General features: G+C 35.1%; 17 protein-coding genes. 8 read left to right on the top strand and 9 right to left on the bottom strand.

Annotation, left to right across the window (positions count from 1 at the left end; genetic code table 11):
* Positions 1-14: 14 nt before the first annotated feature.
* From mreC to rodA, 4 genes are read left to right on the top strand one after another with little or no spacing between them, the layout of a single operon-like run.
* Entirely contained in the window at positions 15-827 is an 813-nt protein-coding gene (mreC, locus tag E5D58_RS09930) for a rod shape-determining protein MreC (RefSeq protein WP_136481705.1), read from the top strand.
* The gene (locus tag E5D58_RS09925; RefSeq protein WP_136481704.1) at positions 820-1,326 is read left to right on the top strand and encodes a rod shape-determining protein MreD; all 507 of its coding nucleotides are present in this window, start codon (positions 820-822) and stop codon (positions 1,324-1,326) included. The genes mreC and E5D58_RS09925 overlap by 8 nt, the downstream gene beginning before the upstream one ends.
* Positions 1,323-3,260: a penicillin-binding protein 2 gene (gene mrdA / locus E5D58_RS09920; protein ID WP_136481703.1), complete on the top strand. Its 1,938-nt coding sequence runs from the start codon at positions 1,323-1,325 to the stop codon at positions 3,258-3,260. The genes E5D58_RS09925 and mrdA overlap by 4 nt, the downstream gene beginning before the upstream one ends.
* The gene (rodA, locus tag E5D58_RS09915; protein ID WP_136481702.1) at positions 3,260-4,537 is read left to right on the top strand and encodes a rod shape-determining protein RodA; all 1,278 of its coding nucleotides are present in this window, start codon (positions 3,260-3,262) and stop codon (positions 4,535-4,537) included. The genes mrdA and rodA overlap by 1 nt, the downstream gene beginning before the upstream one ends.
* A gap of 47 nt (positions 4,538-4,584) precedes the next feature.
* Here the strand turns inward: rodA and gldC are convergent, their stop codons facing one another.
* Together gldC and gldB are read right to left on the bottom strand one after the other, a co-directional pair.
* Positions 4,585-4,920, bottom strand: a complete 336-nt coding sequence (gene gldC, locus E5D58_RS09910; protein WP_136481701.1) for a gliding motility protein GldC — start codon at positions 4,918-4,920, stop codon at positions 4,585-4,587.
* The gene (gene gldB, locus E5D58_RS09905; RefSeq protein ID WP_136481777.1) at positions 4,920-5,882 is read right to left on the bottom strand and encodes a gliding motility lipoprotein GldB; all 963 of its coding nucleotides are present in this window, start codon (positions 5,880-5,882) and stop codon (positions 4,920-4,922) included. The genes gldC and gldB overlap by 1 nt, the downstream gene beginning before the upstream one ends.
* Positions 5,883-5,975: 93 nt before the next feature.
* On the opposite strand from gldB, the gene nadE reads away from it, so the two are divergent.
* Positions 5,976-6,764, top strand: coding sequence for an NAD(+) synthase (gene nadE / locus E5D58_RS09900; RefSeq protein WP_136481700.1), 789 nt, complete (start codon positions 5,976-5,978; stop codon positions 6,762-6,764).
* A 96-nt stretch (positions 6,765-6,860) separates the two neighbouring features.
* Positions 6,861-7,490 carry a response regulator gene (locus E5D58_RS09895; protein ID WP_136481699.1) on the top strand — a complete coding sequence of 210 codons (630 nt, stop codon included), beginning with the start codon at positions 6,861-6,863 and terminating at the stop codon, positions 7,488-7,490.
* On the opposite strand, the gene dnaG is transcribed toward E5D58_RS09895, so the two are convergent.
* A complete protein-coding gene (gene dnaG / locus E5D58_RS09890; protein WP_136481698.1) occupies positions 7,485-9,443 on the bottom strand; it encodes a DNA primase in 1,959 nt (652 codons plus the stop codon). The genes E5D58_RS09895 and dnaG overlap by 6 nt on opposite strands.
* Positions 9,444-9,650: 207 nt before the next feature.
* Here dnaG and E5D58_RS09885 point away from each other — a divergent pair, with 207 nt between their 5' ends.
* Both E5D58_RS09885 and E5D58_RS09880 read left to right on the top strand, forming a co-directional pair.
* The gene (locus E5D58_RS09885; protein WP_136481697.1) at positions 9,651-11,105 is read left to right on the top strand and encodes a DUF3360 family protein; all 1,455 of its coding nucleotides are present in this window, start codon (positions 9,651-9,653) and stop codon (positions 11,103-11,105) included.
* A 76-nt stretch (positions 11,106-11,181) separates the two neighbouring features.
* Positions 11,182-12,675: a YfcC family protein gene (locus E5D58_RS09880; RefSeq protein WP_136481696.1), complete on the top strand. Its 1,494-nt coding sequence runs from the start codon at positions 11,182-11,184 to the stop codon at positions 12,673-12,675.
* A gap of 3 nt (positions 12,676-12,678) precedes the next feature.
* On the opposite strand, the gene E5D58_RS09875 is transcribed toward E5D58_RS09880, so the two are convergent.
* From E5D58_RS09875 to queA, 6 genes are all read right to left on the bottom strand, one after another.
* Positions 12,679-13,776, bottom strand: coding sequence for a hypothetical protein (locus tag E5D58_RS09875; protein ID WP_136481695.1), 1,098 nt, complete (start codon positions 13,774-13,776; stop codon positions 12,679-12,681).
* A 55-nt stretch (positions 13,777-13,831) separates the two neighbouring features.
* The gene (locus E5D58_RS09870; protein ID WP_136481694.1) at positions 13,832-14,581 is read right to left on the bottom strand and encodes a hypothetical protein; all 750 of its coding nucleotides are present in this window, start codon (positions 14,579-14,581) and stop codon (positions 13,832-13,834) included.
* On the bottom strand, positions 14,568-15,131 hold the full coding sequence (locus E5D58_RS09865) for an RNA polymerase sigma factor (RefSeq protein WP_136481693.1): 564 nt from the start codon (positions 15,129-15,131) through the stop codon (positions 14,568-14,570). The genes E5D58_RS09870 and E5D58_RS09865 overlap by 14 nt, the downstream gene beginning before the upstream one ends.
* Positions 15,132-15,341: 210 nt before the next feature.
* The gene (locus tag E5D58_RS09860) at positions 15,342-16,319 is read right to left on the bottom strand and encodes a polyprenyl synthetase family protein (protein ID WP_136481692.1); all 978 of its coding nucleotides are present in this window, start codon (positions 16,317-16,319) and stop codon (positions 15,342-15,344) included.
* A gap of 49 nt (positions 16,320-16,368) precedes the next feature.
* Complete coding sequence (rlmN, locus tag E5D58_RS09855) at positions 16,369-17,409, bottom strand: 23S rRNA (adenine(2503)-C(2))-methyltransferase RlmN (protein ID WP_136481691.1); 1,041 nt, start codon at positions 17,407-17,409, stop codon at positions 16,369-16,371.
* 145 nt (positions 17,410-17,554) lie between these two features.
* Entirely contained in the window at positions 17,555-18,604 is a 1,050-nt protein-coding gene (gene queA / locus E5D58_RS09850; protein WP_136481690.1) for a tRNA preQ1(34) S-adenosylmethionine ribosyltransferase-isomerase QueA, read from the bottom strand.
* Positions 18,605-18,643 lie beyond the last annotated feature (39 nt).

The following is an 18,643-nucleotide window of genomic DNA, read 5'->3' as shown; positions in this document are numbered from 1 at the left end:
CCTAAGCCCAGACTATGCAGCAGATTATTAATTTTATATTAAGGAACAAAAACTTTTTGCTGTTTTTCCTGCTGTTCGGAATTTCGCTTTTATTTACCATTCAATCTCATTCATATCATAAAAGTAAATTTATTAACTCTGCGAATTTTTTAACTGGAGGTGTTTACAATTCCATTAACAACATCTCTCAATATTTTAGTTTAAAATCACAAAATAAACTACTTGCTGAAGAAAACAAGACATTACGATTATTACTCCAAAATGCCAATGTTCAAGTAGACTCTGTCTTTATAGATACTATCTCCTTTAAAACGCCATATAGGTTTTATACGGCCAATATTATTAAAAACACTTACAGTTTAACAGATAACTATCTAACCATTAATAAAGGGACTATTGATAGTGTAAAACAAGATTTTGGAGTTATTTCATCAAAGGGTATCATTGGTATCGTTGATAAAACAGGTGGAGGATTTAGTACTGTAATTTCAATCTTAAACACAACAAGTAAAATTAGTGCCCAGTTAAAAAAGAGCAATCATTTTGGAACGTTGACTTGGAATGGTAAATCACCCGAAATAACGCAATTAATAGATATTCCAAAAATTGCTCCAGTAGCTAAAGGAGATACCATAATAACCTCTGGCAGGTCTTCCATATTTCCGAAGGGAATCCCTGTAGGTATTATTGATAGTTTTGAATTAGATCAGGCCGAGAATTACTATGAAATAAATGTAAAATTATTCAATGACATGACCAATATTGAACATGTTTACATTATTGAAAACATAAACTCTGGCGAAATAAACAGTCTATTTGATGAATAGTATATTTTCTATACATACCATCCGTTTTATTTCATTGGTCATGCTTCAAGTGATCATATTAAACCATATTAATTTTCTGGGCTATATTAACCCCTATATTTATATTCTTTTCATAGCCTTATTCCCAATTAGCACCAACAGAATTGTTCTTATTCTTTTAAGTTTTCTTATAGGCATTACAATAGACTTGTTTCTGGATTCTGGTGGTATTCATGCAGGAGCTTCGGTACTTATTGCCTATGCAAGACCTGTGATACTAAAAGCTTCTTTTGGCGCTATTTACGAGCACCAGTCCATAAAGTTTAACACTGTGGATTTTGGTTCAAAACTCACCTATTTCACACTACTAACAATCACGCACCATCTGGTTCTATTTTCGTTAGAAATTTTTAGTATCTCAAAAATACTTTTAGTACTTCGAAAAACGTTATTCTCTAGTATATTTACTATCTTATTGAGCATCATAGTAACTATTATTTTCAGTAGAAAATCTAAATGAGACAACTTTTACTTTTTATTTCTGTTATTGCGGTTGGACTTTTATTTGTCTCAAGACTGTTTTACCTACAAATATACAGTTCTAACGCCCATAATCTCTTTGAAGATAACGCGATAAGAAAAGTTTACGATTATCCTAAAAGAGGGTTTGTTTACGATAGAAACAATGAATTATTGGTAGCCAATCAACCTTCTTATGACGTCATGGTAATCCCCAGAGAGGTTGAACCTTTAGACACGCTTGAGTTTTGTTCTCTCTTAAAAATTTCTAAAGAAAGATTTGTCAAAACCTACGACAAATGTCGACGGTATTCTCCAAGACTACCCTCTGTTTTTGTGTCGCACCTATCCAAGGAAGATTATGCTGTTTTGCAGGAAAAAATGCGAAAATTTAGAGGCTTCTATATACAAAAACGTTCTTTAAGGAATTATGAGACCACCATTGGAGCCAATGTACTTGGTGATATAGGAGAAGTAAACAATCGAATTATTGAAAAAGACCCCTATTATAAAATGGGAGATCTTATTGGTAAACAAGGCGTTGAAGCTTCTTACGAAAAAACCTTACGAGGCGTCAAGGGGATTAAATTTATTCAAAAGGATCGCTTTAATAGGAATATTGGTCCCTACAAAGGAGGCAAGTTCGACACCATTCCAGAACAAGGAAAAGATATCACCATCACCATAGACGCCCAATTACAGGCCTATGGCGAACTCCTTATGAAAAACAAAAGAGGAGGTGTTATCGCCCTCGAACCATCATCTGGTGAAATACTGGCCATGGTAGCCGCGCCTTCCTATGACCCTAACATTCTTGTAGGACGAGAACGCTCCAAAAACTTCACCAAACTCCACAACGACTCTATTGCTAAACCTCTTTTCAATCGGAGCCTTCAGGGTGTTTATGAACCTGGATCACCGTTTAAGTTAATGAATGCGCTTATTGCCCTTCAAGAAGGGGTTATGTCTCCCAACGAAACAGTAACCTGTTATAGGGGTTACCGATACGGCAATAGGGTTATGAAGTGCCATTGTAACTATGGCACTAGAAATAATATGATAGGTGGTATACAAAGATCTTGCAATGCTTACTTTGCAACCACCTACCGAAAAATTTTAGACAAAAATGGTAGCGCGTCCGACGGTATTGATGTCTGGAGTAAACACGCTAAAAGCTTCGGACTAGGACAGTTTTTGAATAATGATTTATTCGTGGGGCAAAAAGGTAGAATACCAGACAGAGCCTACTATAAGCATATTTACCCTAAAACATTTTACTCCACTTATACTATATCAAATGCCATTGGACAAGGGGAAGTGGCCACCACGCCTATTCAGTTAGCAAATATGGTAGCTGCCATTGCCAATAGAGGATATTACTACACTCCGCATATTATTAAACATATTGAAGGTGAAACTCTCCCAGAACAATTCACTAAACCTAAACACACAACTATTGACAAAAGATACTTTGAACCTGTAATAGAGGGGATGTACCAGGTTTACAAAAAAGGGACCGCAGCCTCATTACAAGTTAAAGACATTGATATTTGTGGTAAAACAGGAACCGTTGAAAATTTTGTTAAAATTGACAGCGTAAAAACCCAACTAACAGACCATTCTATTTTTGTTGCTTTTGCACCAAAAGAAAATCCTAAAATTGCCATTGCAGTATTTGTTGAAAACGGATATTGGGGAAGTCGCTTTGCCGGTAGAGTTGCTAGTTTAATGATTGAAAAACACATAAAAGGCTACATAACAAGAACTGATTTAGAAGAGTGGTTATTAAAACACAGCTTGGAAGATGAATACGCGAAACCTTATTCAGGGAAACCTTTTAAAATTAATGGCAGTACAACCTTGCAAATCGTAGAAGAGAAAGAGTATTACCAGCTAAAGAGGGAACTCAAAAGAATAAATAAACCCAAACTTTAATGGTTAGAGAAACTAACAGACATTTTAAATTTGACTGGATTACCATTTTTCTCTTCTTATTATTAGTTGGTTTTGGTTGGCTTAATATTTTATCGGCATCCCATACCGGGTCTAATATTGATTATTTTGATTTTTCTCAACCATTCGGGAAGCAGCTACTTTTCATCTTTTTAACCTTTGGACTGATAGTGATCTTACTAGCCATAGATGCTAAGTTTTATGAACGTTTTTCAAGTGTTATTTATATTGCTTCGATGCTCTCTTTGGTAGGGCTCTTTATTTTTGGAAAAAATGTTAATGGAGCCACCTCCTGGTATGCCATTGGAGGTATGACTTTACAGCCAAGTGAGTTTGCTAAAATGGCTACAGCGCTTGCCGTTGCGAAATATGTTAGTGATTTAAATACTAATATTAAATTGCTCAAAGATCAAATTAAAACGTTTACCATAATCATTATTCCCGCCATTTTAGTTTTACTTCAAAATGACACTGGAAGCACGCTGGTATACGCCTCTTTCTTTTTTGTTTTATATAGAGAAGGTTTACCCAAATATTATTTAAACATTGGAATCTCCCTTATTATCGTTTCAGTATTATCTTTAAAATTCGGACCTATTATAACATCTGTTACAGCCTTAATATTCATTGTTGGTTTTCACTTCCTTACCAAAAGAAAGTTAAAAATATTGCAAATTTTTGTCATTCTTTTAATGGTAGTAGCAGTATCTTTTGGGGTTAAATTCTTTTATCAAAGTATTTTAAAACCACACCAACAAGACCGTATTAGCTTGTGGCTCAATTTAGAGAAAGACCCTTCTAAGCTTGAAAAAATGAAGCAAACCTTTGCGTATAACCTCAATGAATCTGAAAAAGCCATAGGCTCGGGAGGGTTAACGGGCAGAGGCTTTATGGAAGGCACAAGAACAACAGGTAAATTTGTACCAGAACAACATACCGATTATATTTTTAGCACTGTTGGGGAAGAATGGGGCTTTTTAGGAAGCACCTTTGTGGTGGTGGTTTTTGTTTTACTTCTGCTCAGGATTTTACACTTGGCCGAACTTCAAAAATCACAATTTAGTCGCGTTTATGGCTATGGGGTAGCCTCAATTATTTTTATTCATTTCTTCATTAATATCGGGATGGTTATGGGGCTTATACCGACTATAGGAATTCCTCTACCCATGTTTAGCTATGGAGGCTCAGGTTTATGGGCATTTACTATTCTAATATTTATCTTTATTAAACTAGATTCCAACAGAATTAACGAATGGTAATTATTCGCTTCCCCAGCGCTTCCCAACCGTTTACTATATAAAAAAGGCTATTTCTTTAGCTCTAATTTTTCAGCGAAATAGTCACAAAAATCTTTCATCGTAGCGCTCATTTTATCATCTTGAGTCGCTCTGTAGAAGGTATCACTCATAGATACAAGTGTTTGATGAAAAAACACCTTCATCTCATCAACGGGCATATCTTTAGTCCACAAATCTATGCGCAAAGCCTCTTGCGCCTTTGCGTCCCAGACCGCTAACATCATAGCTTTGGCTTCTTCATTCGTTATGCCTCCATCTTGGGCTGTCCAATGTAGTTTTTCGGGCACCCTATTTTCATCCAATTCTACATTCAATTCTATCTTTGATTTTCTTAAATCGGCCATTATTTACGCGGTTTAAATTTTGAATTATTAAATATGTCTTGAGGGTTTTCATTAAGCATATCTCGCAAAGCAACCTCATTGTTCTCCATATAGGCTCTCACTATTTGCCAGCCTATGTACTGTCCCAAACGTCCCGGAGATTCGGTGTCAATTTCTTCTAAATAAAATTTAGAAAAAGGTGCTGGGTTTATAAACCTACCAGGTAATTTAGAATCTGTACTAAAAAGAAGTTCTCGCTCTACAAAATACCGCCAAATATAGCTTTCGTTAGCTCTAGCCCAATCTAACGCTTCCTGAGCATAACTGATACGTTGGGCTTCAGACCTAAAGGGTATCACTAAATCTTTAAAATAGAGCTGCTTCCCAAAATATATCATCTCGTCAAGTAAAGATTTTCGCTGTGGTTGAAAGATATACTTTTCGGCATATTTAGTTGCCAAATCAACCGTAATCTGCTCTTTATTTAAATCCGTTCTTATGTACTGCGGAATGCTTCCATAAAATTCATGGTTATTCCCCAAGTAAGAATCTAGAGCTATAAGCACAATAGTATCTGTAACAATAACTCTGTTTCTATAATCTACATCATTTGTAACTGTAATCACTCGTGGAGTATGAAAAGTAGGATCATAGTATTTTAAATGATTAAACATGCTTTCAATATCAATTTCAATCTCTTCGAAAGTTGAAAAAACTTCATTTACCTCTTTAAATAAAAGCTGCTGTAAACTATCCTCTTTCTTTGCTAGCCAAAAATCATCAGAGTACTTTACTGAAAACATAAAAGGGTATGTTCGCTTAAGTTGCTCAATACCATCCGTTGTAACGCTTGCAAATAACCTGTCAAAACGTTCAACTTCAATATCCGTATTTAGCTTAGCTATTTCCAGCTCTAACTGGCTCTCCTTTTTACACGAAACCACTAAAACAAATAAAGATGCTAAGACTAACAAGAATTTCATAGGAAACTTAAACGACATAAATTTTTATAAATTGGATGTATGGGTTATTTTTGTTTGCAAAGGTACTATTCTTGACATAAAATTCATTTAAAAATGCAAACAGAAAAAGTTGCCAACCATATAGTAAGTTGGTTAAAAGATTATGCTAATAATGCGGGAGTGAATGGTTTTGTAATCGGTATTTCCGGGGGCATAGATTCTGCGGTGACTTCTACTCTATGTGCTAAAACAGGATTAAACGTACTATGCATTGAAATGCCAATTCATCAAGCTGAAAGCCATGTTTCTAGAGCCCAAGAGCACATTGCCCAACTCAAATTAAAATTCGACAACGTAAGCGATACTAGAACCGATTTAACACCTGTTTTTGAAGAGTTTAAAACCGAAGTGTTTTTTGATGGTGATCAAGCTACTATTGATATGGCTTTGGCTAATACTAGAGCAAGGTTAAGAATGACAACTTTATATTATTATGCTGGACTGTATTCATTATTGGTAGCTGGCACGGGAAATAAAGTAGAAGACTTTGGCGTTGGGTTTTACACTAAATATGGCGATGGTGGTGTTGATTTAAGCCCAATAGCAGATTTAGTTAAATCGCAAGTATATGAATTGGGAGAATTTTTAGGCGTACCAGAATCAATTATGAAAGCAGCTCCAAGTGATGGGTTATTTGGAGATGCCAGAAGTGATGAAGACCAAATTGGTGCATCTTACCCAGAGTTAGAATGGGCCATGTCAATGGACGACCAAGGTAAAACAGTTGAAGACTTTACAGGGAGAGAAGCCGAAGTTTACAAAATATATAAGCGCTTTAATACATCTAATAAACACAAAATGGTTCCTATACCCATATGCAAAATCCCTAATAATTTGATGTAATTATTGCAGATTTTTCAAAAAAGTATTACTTTTACCGTTAGCTTATTCTCTCATGTGCGGCCTACTCTTAAATAGTCGCATAAAAAGCGCTCAATTATGATAAAATTATTAATAGCGGATAACCATCCGATTACTAGAAAAGGACTAGAAGTCCTTTTCTCTGCATCTTCTAACATTAAAATTGTAGGAAGTTTAGACGATGGCGAAGCCATCCTAGAATTTGTAAAACAAAACCCGGTAGACATTATTTTGACCGAAGCCGATTTCCCTAAGTTAAACGGGTTAACGCTGCTAAGATATTTAAAAAATGATCATCCGGAAATTAAAACCATCATCTTCAGTGGTCAACCTGAAGAAGTTTATGCCATCAATGCCATTAAAGCTGGCGCCGCAGGTTATATCAATAAATCTGTAAATGTCATAACTATCAACGAGGCTATTTTAAAGGTTGCCGATGGTGGAATTTATTTAAGTAATGACCTTACCCAGCAGTTAGCTTTTGGTTCTAGAATAAACAAAGGTGGCTCGTTTTATAAGAAGCTTTCTACGCGTGAAGCCGAAGTATTAAAACTGCTTACTATTGGTAGAAAAAACAAAGAAATTTCCAAAGAATTAAATATTAACGAAAAAACTGTTAGTACTTATAAAGCTAGATTAATGCGGAAATTAAAGGTTACCAACTTAGTTGATTTGGTTAACCAAGCTAAGCTAGCAGAACAACTATAACACTCTGTTTAATTTTCGAGAGAGTAGCATTTTTAGACTCGAATAGTCTTTTACTTCTTCAAGTATATTTCTATTCGAGTCTATTTTGTTTTGTAATGTTTCCTCCTGAAACTCCTTTACTTTTTGATCAATTAAAAAGCAACGTAAACTTAAAATTGTTTCACTTACTAGTTGAGCCACAGTGGTATCTTTTTCTTTAGGAAAAATATTCATTCTATTCCAGTTATCAAGGGCATAGCGCTCGTCTTCCATTAAAATACTAGTGATGTGATTAGCCATATCTTGATCAACAGAATTAACAAAGGTTTTCAGTTCAAAATTAGCATCTTGATTAAGTCTATCAATTATAGTGTAGTATAAAGTTTTAAACTGAGGGTTAGTGAATTCCATTTCATCATCCTGCAAATCTAAAAACACTTTTTCAAAAACCTTTGCCTGTTGTATTACTGGTTCTAGCTCTAACTCCCCTTTATCATTTTCTTTTAAAACTAAATCTTCGAAATCTTCAGTCACATTGCCATATAGTAATAATACTTCAATAATTTTTCGCTCCAAAACATATTGTACATCAACCTTTTTTACTGGTTGCTGATGCTTTATAACTTGAAACGCTTTTTGTTCTGACTTTAACTTTTTTGAAACGCCGTCTGTTTCCTTTTTATTAATTTGAGCCAGTGTACTAAACAAGACCTCCTCACTTATGTCCATGATTCTTGCACACTCCTGAACGTATATTTCCTTTTTTATTCTATCAGGAATCTTTGAAATACTATTAACAATATCCCTAACTGTTTCTGCTTTTTTTATGGGATCATTCTTTGATTCTTCAAATAAAATAGAAGCCTTAAATTGAATAAAGTCTTTCGCATGCTCTTTTAAATACAAGGATAATTCTTCAAGTGTATTCTGCTTGGCAAAACTATCGGGGTCTTCGCCTTCTGGAAAGGTACAAACCTTAACATTCATTCCCTGTTCTAGAATCAAATCAATACCTCTTAATGAAGCTCTCATACCAGCAGCATCACCATCAAATAAAACCGTAATGTTTTTTGTTAACCTATTAATTAAACGAATTTGCTCTGAAGTAAGCGCCGTTCCAGATGAAGACACAACATTCTTTATCCCTGTTTGATAAAACTGAATAACGTCTGTATAACCTTCAACTAAATAACAATTATCTTCTTTTGCAATACTTTGTTTGGCATGATAAATGCCATAAAGCACTTTGCTTTTATGGTAAATATCACTTTCAGGCGAATTCATATATTTGGCCGCCTTTTTATCATTTCCAAGTATCCTTCCTCCAAAGCCAAGAACGCGTCCACTCATGCTTTTAATAGGAAACATAACGCGTCCTTTAAACCTATCAAATTGCTTATCTGGTTTAACAATAGTTAAGCCTGTTTTTTCTAAAAAATCAATTTTATAACCTTGCTTTAAGGCTTCATCTGTAAAACCTTGCCAAGTATCGAGCGCATATCCTAACTCAAAGGTTTTTATAGTCGTTTCGGTAAATCCACGCTCTTTAAAATAACTTAAACCAATGGACCTTCCTTTATCCGATTTATGAAGTATTTTTTGAAAATAGGTGTTTGCAAATTCACTTACTAGATACAAACTTTCACGTTCGTTAGCTTTTTCTTTTTGCTCACTCGATTGAATCGTTTCCTCGATCTCAATGTTATATTTTTTTGCTAAATATTTTATAGCCTCAGGATATGTAAAATGTTCGTGCTCCATTAAAAAAGACACGGCTGTCCCCCCTTTTCCTGTAGAAAAATCTTTCCAGATTTGTTTTACAGGAGACACCATAAAACTTGGAGACCGTTCGTCACTAAAAGGACTTAAGCCTTTAAAATTACTTCCAGCCTTTTTTAATTGTACAAAGTCACCTATTACCTCCTCAACTCGGGCTGTCTCAAAAACTCTTTCTATACTTGAAGCTGATATCAATTGGTCTTTTTTTGGTATTAGCAAAAATAACAAATTAAGCCATTTTATGAATCATTCTTATTAATAGCTAAAACATTATTCAAATGCTTTGCAGAAAGCCCTATAAGTAACACAAAATAATTTTTACCTGACAAACCTCATGTTTAAAACTCAATAAGGTATTTAGCTTTGCCCCTGCAAGCATGATTATGCTAAAACCAGACTATAATGAAAGAATCTAACAAGAACTTTTACAAGGAACATCACAAAAAATCAAAAGAATTTGAAAAAAGAGAAGATTACCTTGAGCATGAACTCAGCATTATGAAGTTTAGGAGATGGCGTATACATCTCCCCTTTAGAGATTTTAATATTGAGCTTGAAGATTGGGTTCCAGCCTTAGCCGCAACTATTGGAAAGGTTGTTATGGTTACAGCTATGGTGGCTGCTTTCGCCGCTCAATTTGGATTGTCTCCGGAGTTTGTAGCAGAGAACGTACGATTCGAGCTTTTAATAGCAGGAGGCATTTTTGTAATATTATTTTCGGCCATTTTAAATCCAAGGGCAAATCTTGCTGGAACACACGGACCCATGATTCCATTAATACCAATTATAGCAGCTGCTGGAGGCCACCCTTTAGCTTTGGGTATTCTAATTGGTGTTTTTGGTATAATATTAAGCCTTACAAAAGGAGGCTCTAAACTTATGGCCTTAACGGGTGTAGGAGTAAGAGGTGGATTATTAATTTATCTGGGAGCAATGGGGCTTATTGGGCAGATAACAAAATTTGAAGCCTGGACTGCTAACGCAAAATCTGGTACGGTTTCGTTTGCCGTAATAGGTATTACTATTTTAATTTATGCTTATTTGGCAAGAATTAAAAAGCGTTGGCTAGCTATTCCCTTATGTTCTCTCATTGCTGGTATTGTAGCCTACTCGATGGGAATGAGCTTTGAATTTTCCACTACCCCAGGGTTACCGCACATGAATCCCTTTTGGTGGTGGGGCGAAGATACCGGGTGGCAAATAGGTTGGCCTAATTTTGGGCACTTTATTGCGGTTATTCCGTTTGCCATTCTAGCAGTTGCTATGTGGTCACCTGATTATCTAGGACATCGCGTATTTCAAGAATTAAACTACCCTAAGAACACAAAAGATGTCCTTATGGATGTTGATGACACGATGACTGTTTCCTCTTTAAGACAAATATTTGGTTCTATTCTAGGTGGTGGGAATATTGCCTCATCTTGGGGAACCTATATGATTCCTGCGGCCATTGCAAAGCGCCCAATACCTGGTGGCGCGGTATTAACTGCTTTACTATGTGTATTGGCTGCTATATTTGGATACCCTATGGATTTAGCCATGTGGGAGCCCGTATTACGAGTAGCCCTTATTGTTGGTGTATTTTTACCACTACTTGAAGCCGGAATGCAAATGGTTCAAAAACACAATGATTCTTTAAGTGCAGGTACTTGTATTTTTGCCTGTGCATTTGTAAATCCAGTTTTTGGATGGGCATTAACTATGCTTCTTGATAATATGGGGTTAATTGGAGACCGTGACCGTGCTAAAGAACTTAGCCTTAAAGAAAAATTGGTTATCCCTGGTATAATGTTTGTTATTTGCGTCGTTTCCCTAGCACTTGTTGGGCAATTACCCGGTATTCCAGGCATATTTTAAAATGACGAATAATAGATTTATGGAATAACAGGAAAATTTTAGTAAGTTAGACAGGTAATTTATTCTAATTAGTTACTTGAAAACTCTAAAATTTCCTTCGGCGCAAACCATTTTGTTTATTATTGCAGGCTTCGTAGCTCTTTTAACCTGGGTGATTCCTGCAGGTAAATATGACACACTCGCTTATAATAAATCGGAAAAGGCATTTATAAAGACAGATCAGGAGCATAGCGTCAACTTACCTGCGACCCAAGAAACGCTTGAACATTTAAATATAAATATTCCTTTAGAAAAATTTACAAACGGTGATATTTATAAGCCTATTGGAATACCTGATACTTATAAAAAACTAAAACCCAACCCTCAGGGTTTGAAGGCCTTTATAACTGCCCCTGTAAAAGGTATAGTTGCGGCAGCCGACATTATTTTTTTGATACTTATTATTGGTGGGCTCATAGGAGTTATGAATAAAACTGGTGCCTTTGATGCTGGAATATCTTGGTTATCGGAGATTTTAAAGGGTAGAGCCTATATTTTAATCATATTAGTTACTACACTCATTGCTATTGGAGGAACCACTTTTGGTCTTGCAGAAGAGACCATGGCTTTTTTTCCGATTCTAATACCCGTTTTTATTGCTGCTAAATACGACGCCATGGTTGGCTTAGCTTGTATTTTTTTGGGATCCGCCATAGGGACCATGTGCTCCACAATAAACCCTTTTTCAACAATTATTGCTTCTGATGCTGCTGGTATTAATTGGACTACTGGCTTAACAAATAGACTGATTATGCTTGTAACCTGCCTGTCTATAACTATTATCTATATTCTTAGATATGCCAGACGCGTTAAACAAGACCCAACCAAATCTATAATTTATGAGCAAAAGGAAGCCATTGAGAAGCTTTTTGGTTTAAACCATATGGATAAACATACTAGGCTTACTACCAAACTTAAACTTATATTGGGTGTGTTCTCTTTATGTTTTATTATTATGGTAGTAGGTGTCTCGCTCTTAGACTGGTGGTTTATCGAAATGACAGCAGTATTTCTTCTAGGGGCTATAATTATTGGTTTTATTGCCAAATTAAAAGAATATGTTTTTGTTGAGGAGTTTGTAAAAGGAGCCGCTAGTTTATTGAGCGTAGCATTTATTGTTGGTATTGCTAGAGGTGTTACCATAATTATGGAAGATGGTTTCATTAGTGACACGATATTATATCATGCTAGCATCCTTGCGGAAGGCATGAATAAAGGTGTTTTTACTAATGTAATGCTATTCGTTTATAGCGGATTTTCATTCTTTATGCCATCCTCATCTGGCATGGCCGTTTTAACAATGCCTGTTATGGCCCCTCTTGCAGACACGGTAAATATAGGACGGGAGACCATCGTTGACACCTACCAATACGGCCCTGGATTATTCTTTCTTATTAACCCAACTGGTCTTATACTGGCCGCTTTGGCCATGGTAAAAATTGGATTTAATAAATGGCTTAAATTTATAACTCCTTTACTAGTAGTTTTATTTTTAACCACCATGCTGTTACTAACGCTATCGGTTTACTAAGATTTAATTCATATCGAACCTCAGACCAAGAGAAATGTTATTCTGGCTAACTGCTTGGTTTTTAAAAAAAGGATTTAAATCATACTTAAAATAAACAGCAACCCAATTTAGTGCCATGTAAGCACTTGGTCCATAGACTAAATTTGAGGTGTTGTACCCTCCTTTTAGTTTATCTTTATTCTTATTACCTTGATCGTCCCTGTACTTTAACTTTTGCATGGTTTGAATATTAAACCCTCCAAAGAAACCAACACCAAATTTTAATTGTTTTTTGGTTGAATATCGGTAATAGGAATCCCGATCAATGCGTCTTGAAGGACCAAATTCCAGATGTACAGGAAATACCAAGTTGGTCATTCTAAATTTAATAACATTAGCCTGATTTGGAAAAGGCTCGAGGCTTATAACACCATTATTATTCACCAAATACTGGTTATTCTTTATATTAAGCTTATTCCATTGGAAGGACACTCCATATTTTAACCTTAAAAAATTGGAGTTATTGAGTAACCTAGTTTTCCAAGCATATCCTAATTCTACAAAACCAGATCCGCCAAGTTTATAAGGGGAATCATCAAGTTTTTGTCCTTCAATTACGGCATTATTAAATCCAATTGCAAAAACAGGTGAGCTAACAGTTCGTTTATCATATTTTTTTGGTTTATCTGTTCCCTTTGTTATTATTCCAATAAAGTCACAATCTTCGGCATCATCAACTTCATCATTAATTACTATTTCTATACGCTTTTTTCCTTTATCGAACTCCCTAATATAGTGTTCATCATTTCTTTCAAGAAGTTCAATTTCATTATCAATAATAGCCATTCTATTTTCAATATTTAGAGCCCTCTTTTTTGCAGCCTTCTCTTTTAATATTTTTGCTTCGTCCTCACTTATTTCTTTTAGACTTAGTTTTTCGTTAATGGCTTTTACTTCATTTTTCAAAAGGGCTTTTTCTTCCTCGGTAACAGTATCCTTACGCTTTTTAAGTGCTTCAATTTTATATTGGTTCTTAGTCTTCTGAATAGTATCCTGAGCTTGAATTAAAGGCACAGGAACCAAGAGTGCTATAAGCACTAGGCGCAAAATCGTTCTTTTCATAAATGTTCGTTTTTTTGTTGATTAAAAGATTTGATTGATGATTGATTGAATACTCTTAATTCCGTTGCGCAACCGCGGTTTTTACAGTATTATAACTTTCCTTTATAGCCTCAAGGACTTTAACTCTAAATGACTGATCTAATTCTCCTTCCACCATTTTTAATAAGGCATTAGCATCTACTTTAGCACTTAATTCATTGTTTATACGTTCCTTAGCAATAGCATTTTGGGCATTTAATAATAAGGCATCAATATCGGCATCTGAAACTGTATCTTGTTGACGTTTCAATTCACGAACTTGGGCTACCACCTCTTGTATTTTTTGTTCTTCAAATGATAATTTACCTGTATGAGAATTTTCGGAGAATACTTTATCAACTTGATTATCCATAAGTTGTTTTCGTTCTTGCCCTTTAAAAACTCTAACCTTTGTATTATTAGCAACATTTAAATCTGTCTGTTCATTCTTTATCTCTTCTGGGTTTTCAATTTTCACTACCATTTCTTCTTGATGTGATATTTGACTTTCACTATTGACCTCAAGTTCAATAGACCGATTTGGATAATTAACTAGTTTATTAGTTTTTTTCTCTTCTTTAAAAGAAGATGATTTTAACACATCCGCTCCAAAAAACAGACCTAAAACAAGGCAAGCCGCAGCTATCCACCAGTAAGCTTTACTTCTCTTGGGTTCAACTTTCTTACTTAATCTTTCTGATAACCTAGACCAAGATTCACTTGAAGGTTCAATTATTCGCTGATCAAGTTTTTTCTTTAAAATTTCATCAAAATCATTTTGTTCCATAATTCACCTTATTTAATTTCTCAAGCTCCTTTTGCAATAATTTACGTGCTTTATATAATTGAGACTTGGACGTACCAATGGAAATTTTTAATTCACTTGCTATTTCTTGATGCGTATAACCTTCTATGGCATACATAACAAAAACAATTTTATAACCTTCTGGCAGTTCATCTATAACCTGCTGTATTTCGGCTACTTCTATTTCTGAGAAGACATCATTATACGGCACTTGCCGCAGTGCAACATCTGCTTCTGAAAAAACCAAATCCTTTTTTGCTCTTATAAAAGAAATGGATTCTCTTATCATAATTTTTCGTATCCAACCTTCAAAACTTCCCTGCCCCAAATAGCTACCCAAATATTTAAATACTTTAAAAAATCCATTAAGCATTACATCTTCAGCATGGTGCAAATCCTTAATATAAAGTCTACACACACTCAACATTTTAGGAGCATACATGTTATACAAAAGCCTTTGAGCTTCCCGATCATGCTTTGTTGCTCTATTTATAAGATCTAATTCGTTTTTATGAAGTTTAATAACTTTCAAAAAGGATTTCATTTGGTCATCTATTTATAAAGACGCATTTTATTAGAAAAAGGTTGCCTGATCTTCATGTTTTTTGTTTTAATCTCAAAACAATATAACTGAAATTACAAAAAATATAGCACCTTATTTCCAACTATTAGGCTATAAAAAGAGACAACAGCTGTATATTTTTCGTCGAAAAAAAAGAAAACTATTTAAAGCCTGCTAGAATTATTTTTTTCTATCAATAACATAGTTCACCATAAGTTCGAGCGCATTCTTAAACTCAGAATTAGGGTAGTCACTGAGCAAGCTTAGAGCTTGTTTTTGAAAAGTTTTCATTTTAGAAATGGCGTAGTCAAGTCCGCCGTTATCTTTCACAAAATTAATCACCTCTTTAACACGCTTGGTATCCTTGTTATGGTTCTTAATTGAATTGATTAACCACCTCTTCTCTTTTTTTGGAGCCTTATTTAGAACATAAATAAGCGGTAGTGTCATTTTTTGCTCTTTAATATCAATGCCAGTTGGTTTACCTATTTGGGCATCACCATAATCAAATAAATCATCTTTTATTTGAAATGCCATACCAATAAGTTCTCCGAAGTAGCGCATTGTTTCGACATGATGAGAATTTGGTTGTACCGATGCCGCTCCCAAACTGCAACATGCCGCTATTAAAGTAGCGGTCTTTTGACGTATAATATCGTAATAAACGGCTTCTGTAATATCAAGTTGTCTAGCTTTTTCAATTTGCAGTAGTTCTCCTTCACTCATTTCCCTCACAGCTATGGATATGATTTTCAATAAATCAAAATCATTATTATCTATAGAAAGTAGTAAGCCCTTAGACAATAAAAAATCTCCTACCAGAACTGCAATTTTATTTTTCCATAAGGCATTAACAGAGAAGAAACCGCGTCTTCTATTACTATCATCGACTACATCATCATGAACTAAAGTAGCTGTATGAATTAGTTCAATTACAGAAGCTCCTCTATAGGTGCGTTCACTCACCTCTCCTTTAGAGACCATTTTCGCGACCAAAAACACAAACATAGGTCGCATTTGCTTGCCCTTTCTATTTACAATGTAATGGGTAATTCTATTTAGCAAAGCCACCTTACTAGACATGGAAAGTTGGAACTTCTGCTCAAACAGATCCATCTCAAAACCAATAGGTTGCTTAATTTGTTCTACTATTTTCAAATTAAATAATTTTAACCATTCCAAATATAGGATTTAGAAAAACATATTTTTAAGTTTTATTAGCCAATTGCCCGCAAGCTGCATCAATATCTTTTCCTCTACTTCTGCGCACATTAACAACAATTCTATGTTTTTCTAGCTCTTCTATATAAAGATTTAACGCCGTGCTAGATGCTTGCTGAAACTGCCCGTCATCAATAGGGTTATATTCAATAATATTAACTTTACTAGGTACATATTTACAAAATTGCACCAGTGCATCAATATCTTTTCTAGTATCGTTAATTCCCTTCCATACCACATACTCATAACTAATTCTACTTTTTGTCTTTGAATACCAATACTCTAGGGCTTCTTTTAAATCATGCAGCGGAAAATTTTCATTAAAAGGCATGATAGAAGTTCTTACCTCATCAATAGCCGAGTGCAACGACACTGCCAAGTTAAACTTAACACCATCGTCGGCCATTTTTTTTATCATTTTTGGGATGCCTGAAGTCGATAATGTAATGCGCTTAGGAGACATGGCCAAACCTTCTTTAGATGTTATTTTATCTATGGCCTTAATTACATTATTGTAATTCATTAAGGGCTCCCCCATTCCCATAAATACAATATTACTTAAGGGCCTGTTATGATACAATCTACTTTCATTATGAATAGCAACCACCTGATCGTAAATTTCATCTGGATTTAAGTTACGCATGCGTTTTAAACGAGCAGTCGCACAAAACTTACAATCTAAACTACAACCTACTTGGCTTGACACACAAGCTGTTGTTCTAGTTGCAGTAGGGATTAGCACCGACTCTACAACTAAACCATCATGCAGCCTCACTGCATTTTTTATGGTACCATCGCTGCTGCGCTGCATGGTATCAACCCTTATGTGATTTATTACAAAATTGTCTTCTAATAATTGACGCGTTTCTTTGGCAATGTTGGTCATATCTTCAAAAGAATATACCGCCTTTTTCCATAGCCACTCATAGACTTGATTTCCACGAAATGCCTTATCGCCTTGATCGACAAAAAATGCTCTCAGCTGGTCTTTTGTTAAGGCTCTTATATCCTTTTTCTTATCTGTCATAATTGTTGCAAAAATAATGAAAGCATTGCATATCAATTCTAATTGGGTTAAAATTTATATCATAGCAAGCTTATTCGTTCGGACAGATAAAACAAAAAGCTCCTCGTATTGAGGAGCTCTATTTAAATGTTATAAGTTTAGCTTGTTAAAGAATTAACATAGCATCTCCATAACTGTAAAATTTATAACCTTCTTTAATTGCCTCGTCGTAAGCACGTTTAATAAAATCATGACCTGCGAAAGCAGAAACCATCATTAACAAAGTTGACTTTGGAGTATGGAAATTGGTTATCATACAGTTAGGAATACTAAAATCGTAAGGAGGGAAAATAAATTTATTTGTCCACCCTTCAAACTCGTTTAACATCCCGTTTGATGATACCGCGCTTTCAATGGCCCTTACTGCCGTAGTACCAACGGCACACACACGTCGTTTTTCGTTAAGAGCTTTATTCACCGTTTTTACGGCATCTGGACCAATACGCAACTCCTCACTATCCATTTTGTGTTTAGATAAATCTTCTACTTCAACAGGATTAAAAGTTCCTAAGCCAACATGTAAAGTAACCTCGGCAAAATTCACGCCCTTTATCTCTAAACGTTTTAGCAAATGTTTAGAGAAATGTAGACCAGCTGTAGGAGCAGCTACAGCACCTTCATTTTTAGCAAAAATGGTCTGGTATCGCTCTTCATCTTCAGGCTCGACATCTCTTTTTATGTATTTAGGAAGCGGCGTTTCACCAAGCTCATTAAGCTTTAATCGAAACTCTCTATAGGACCCATCATACAAAAAACGAAGCGTACGCCCTCTTGATGTTGTATTATCGATTACCTCGGCTACTAGCGTATCGTCATCGCCAAAATACAATTTATTCCCTATTCTTATTTTTCTAGCAGGATCGACTAAAACATCCCATAAACGTTGCTCCTCGTTTAATTCTCTTAATAAAAACACCTCAATTCTTGCTCCTGTTTTCTCCTTGTTCCCATATAATCTTGCAGGAAAAACTTTGGTGTTATTAAGAATTAAAACATCGTCTTCATTGAAATAATCAATTAAATCCTTAAACATTTTGTGTTCAATAGTTTGTTCTTTTCTGTTTAAAACCATTAAACGAGATTCATCTCTGTTCTCGGCAGGATACTCTGCTAATAAATCTTCAGGTAAATTGAAGCCAAAGTTTGATAATTTCATGTGTTCGCTTTTATTTTTTTAATTGCCAATTTTGTAATA

The sequence above is a fragment of the Cognatitamlana onchidii genome (genome assembly GCF_004804355.1).
Lineage (GTDB): Bacteria > Bacteroidota > Bacteroidia > Flavobacteriales > Flavobacteriaceae > Cognatitamlana > Cognatitamlana onchidii.
Note: the sequence above shows the minus strand (reverse complement) of the source record. Positions and strands in the feature narration are given on the sequence as shown.

Bases quoted from the DNA above. Each gene is read 5' to 3' on its own strand.
- E5D58_RS09895 (WP_136481699.1), top strand. From the start codon at position 6,861: ATGATAAAATTATTAATAGCGGATAACCATCCGATTACTAGAAAAGGA.
- rlmN (WP_136481691.1), bottom strand. From the start codon at position 17,409: ATGACAGATAAGAAAAAGGATATAAGAGCCTTAACAAAAGACCAGCTG.
- gldC (WP_136481701.1), bottom strand. From the start codon at position 4,920: ATGGCCGATTTAAGAAAATCAAAGATAGAATTGAATGTAGAATTGGAT.
- E5D58_RS09885 (WP_136481697.1), top strand. From the start codon at position 9,651: ATGAAAGAATCTAACAAGAACTTTTACAAGGAACATCACAAAAAATCA.
- E5D58_RS09870 (WP_136481694.1), bottom strand. From the start codon at position 14,581: ATGGAACAAAATGATTTTGATGAAATTTTAAAGAAAAAACTTGATCAG.
- nadE (WP_136481700.1), top strand. From the start codon at position 5,976: ATGCAAACAGAAAAAGTTGCCAACCATATAGTAAGTTGGTTAAAAGAT.
- E5D58_RS09875 (WP_136481695.1), bottom strand. From the start codon at position 13,776: ATGAAAAGAACGATTTTGCGCCTAGTGCTTATAGCACTCTTGGTTCCT.
- rodA (WP_136481702.1), top strand. From the start codon at position 3,260: ATGGTTAGAGAAACTAACAGACATTTTAAATTTGACTGGATTACCATT.
- mrdA (WP_136481703.1), top strand. From the start codon at position 1,323: ATGAGACAACTTTTACTTTTTATTTCTGTTATTGCGGTTGGACTTTTA.
- queA (WP_136481690.1), bottom strand. From the start codon at position 18,604: ATGAAATTATCAAACTTTGGCTTCAATTTACCTGAAGATTTATTAGCA.
- E5D58_RS09925 (WP_136481704.1), top strand. From the start codon at position 820: ATGAATAGTATATTTTCTATACATACCATCCGTTTTATTTCATTGGTC.
- mreC (WP_136481705.1), top strand. From the start codon at position 15: ATGCAGCAGATTATTAATTTTATATTAAGGAACAAAAACTTTTTGCTG.
- gldB (WP_136481777.1), bottom strand. From the start codon at position 5,882: ATGAAATTCTTGTTAGTCTTAGCATCTTTATTTGTTTTAGTGGTTTCG.